The sequence below is a fragment of the Streptomyces sp. col6 genome (assembly GCF_008042035.1).
Classification (GTDB): domain Bacteria; phylum Actinomycetota; class Actinomycetes; order Streptomycetales; family Streptomycetaceae; genus Streptomyces.
The window spans coordinates 1-2285 of the sequence record NZ_RDBL01000061.1; the positions used below are offsets into that span (position 1 = coordinate 1).

Genomic DNA, 2285 nt, shown 5'->3' on the forward strand with positions numbered 1-2285 from the left:
CTAGGGGCTGTGTGATGTCGTGATCACGCGGTGCTCGTGAGGCCCCCGGGACCGGCCGAACCGCAGGGGTCAGCCCAACCAGTAGTGCTCGACCTTGTCGAACCGTCTGGCGTGAAGGTCGTCGCGGCTGATCAACCAGCTGATGTCGCCGTCCATCCAGTCGTACTGGAGCGACTCCATGTTGAAGGTCGCGAGGTGCAACAGCGGTTGTCCGGGCAGCTCCCGCCATGCCCGGTCGTAGACCTCGTCGAACCGCTCCGGGGCGTCCCTGAGTTCGCGGACCGCCTCCTCCCGCAGGCGCTGGAACGCCTCGGTGCTCTTGTCCCAGCTGTGGTGGATGTTCCCCTGCACTCCCCGCAGCTTGTCGGTGCTGGTGTCCATGGCCGGCTTGACGCCGACCTTGGCGGCGTACTCCTCGACGGCGGCCTCCAGCCGAGCGTGCCACTCGGCTTCCTCCCCTTCCGCCTCGCCCCAGATGCCCCCGTGGTCCTCGCCGATGAGCCAGGCGTGGGCGTCCCATGCGTCGTTGCGGGAGGCGACCATGGTCCAGCGGTCCAGCATCATGTGGGAGGACCCGAACTGCAGGTCCAGTTCGCTCGGGACGGGTGCCGGGCGCACGGTCGTCTCGGTCCCGGGCGGTATGTAGAGCGCCTTGCCGCCGCCGGCGTCCGACCAGGTGAACAGCAGGAGGTGCCCCTCCCGGGGCAGCCCGTCGTCGAACAGCGTCCGGGGCACCGCGGCGAGGTCGAAGGAGGCGACAAAGATGTCGCCCACCTTCCACTCCATGTCCAGGGGCAGCGCCGGCGCCCCTCCGATGTGACCGATCACCCGGTCGCCGGGCCGGACGCTCTCCGGCACCTCCCGCTCGAAGTACACGGCCGGCTCCATGCTCCACAGCAGGCGGGTGATGGCGTCGTCGGACACCCCGTGCCGCCGGGCAAAGGCCCGGAAGTCGCTGCTGCGGGACGTCTGCCCCACGGGATCGCCGGAGGGGCCGGCGGTGCTGTCCCAGTTGCTCACGAGTTCGCTTTCTGACGAGGGATCGGTGGCTGGCACCGTGCGCGCGGAGTCGATGCCCGATCAACACGGTAGAGCACCCCTCCGGCAACGCCCTCGTCGCCAACTGCCGGTGTTCCTACGGCTGTCCTCACACCGCGTCGCCCTCGGTCCATCGCCAGCCTGAGGGTGACGCGGCGTCAGCCACTCCTGGGGCCTGTCTGTTGTCGTGATTAGTTGCCGGGTTCTGAGCTCTTCGCGGGGTGGAAGCCGGTAGGACTGTGGTCGTGACGCGTAGGCAACTCACCCATGCTCAGTGGAAGTTCATCGAGCCGTATCTGCCGATCGGTAGGTACGGCCCGTATCCGGAGCGTTTGCGGGAACAGTTCGAGGGGGTGATCTGGCGGTTCCGCTCCAGCGGTCAGTGGCGGGAGATGCCTGCCGAGTTCGGCCCATGGGCCACCGTCTACGGACGTTTCCGCGTCTGGCGAGACGCCGGTGTGTTCACTGCCCTGCTGGAAGGCCTGATTGCTCAGGCAGCCCGCGCGGAGCAAACAGACTTGTCGCTGGTCAGCGTGGACTCCACTACGGTCCGTGCCCACCAAGACGCCGCGGGGGTCCGCGTCAGCAAGCACCTCATGTCGGCCCTGGAGGAGGCTGCGCACGAGCAGGAGACAGCCCGAGAAAAAGGGGTAGTACGGAGGAACAGAACGGACAGGACGAGCGCCGGCGCATCCGGCGCCGACGCAAGCTCCGTCTGAAGCAAGCCCTGCTCGGCCGGTCCCGAGGCGGTCTCACCAGCAAGATTCACCTCGCGGCGGACCGCAGATGCCGTCCGCTCGCCTTCGTCTTGACCGCCGGGCAGGCCGCGGACAGTCCGCAGTTCATCCCCGTGCTCGAGAAAGTGCGAGTCCGTCTGCCGGTCGGCCGTCCCCGCACGAGACCTGGCGCAGTCGCCGCTGACAAGGCCTACTCGTCGCGCGGAAACCGCCGCTACCTGCGAAAACGCAACATCAAAGCAGTCATCCCGGAGAAGAAGGACCAGGCCGCAAACCGCAAGAAGAAGGGCTCACGCGGCGGCCGGTCCATCAGCCACGACGCCGACCTCTACAAGGAACGGAACACCGTCGAACGCCTGATCAACAAGCTGAAAGCCTGGCGTGGCGTCGCCACCCGCTACGACAAGTCACCCGAAAGCTACCTTGCCGGCCTCCACCTCCGAGCCTCCATGATCTGGATCGACGACCTGCTCAAGACCACCGCGTGATCACGACATCACACAGCCCCTA

The 2285-nt window shown here is 67.2% G+C and carries 1 protein-coding gene and 1 pseudogene; one reads left to right on the forward strand and one right to left on the reverse strand.

The features are described from left to right. Positions 1-69: 69 nt before the first annotated feature. Positions 70-1020: a DUF1963 domain-containing protein gene (locus EAO73_RS35290; protein WP_147975618.1), complete on the reverse strand. Its 951-nt coding sequence runs from the start codon at positions 1018-1020 to the stop codon at positions 70-72. 263 nt (positions 1021-1283) lie between these two features. On the opposite strand from EAO73_RS35290, the pseudogene EAO73_RS35295 reads away from it, so the two are divergent. Next, positions 1284-2263, forward strand: a pseudogene (locus tag EAO73_RS35295) (IS5 family transposase). Positions 2264-2285: the final 22 nt, after the last annotated feature.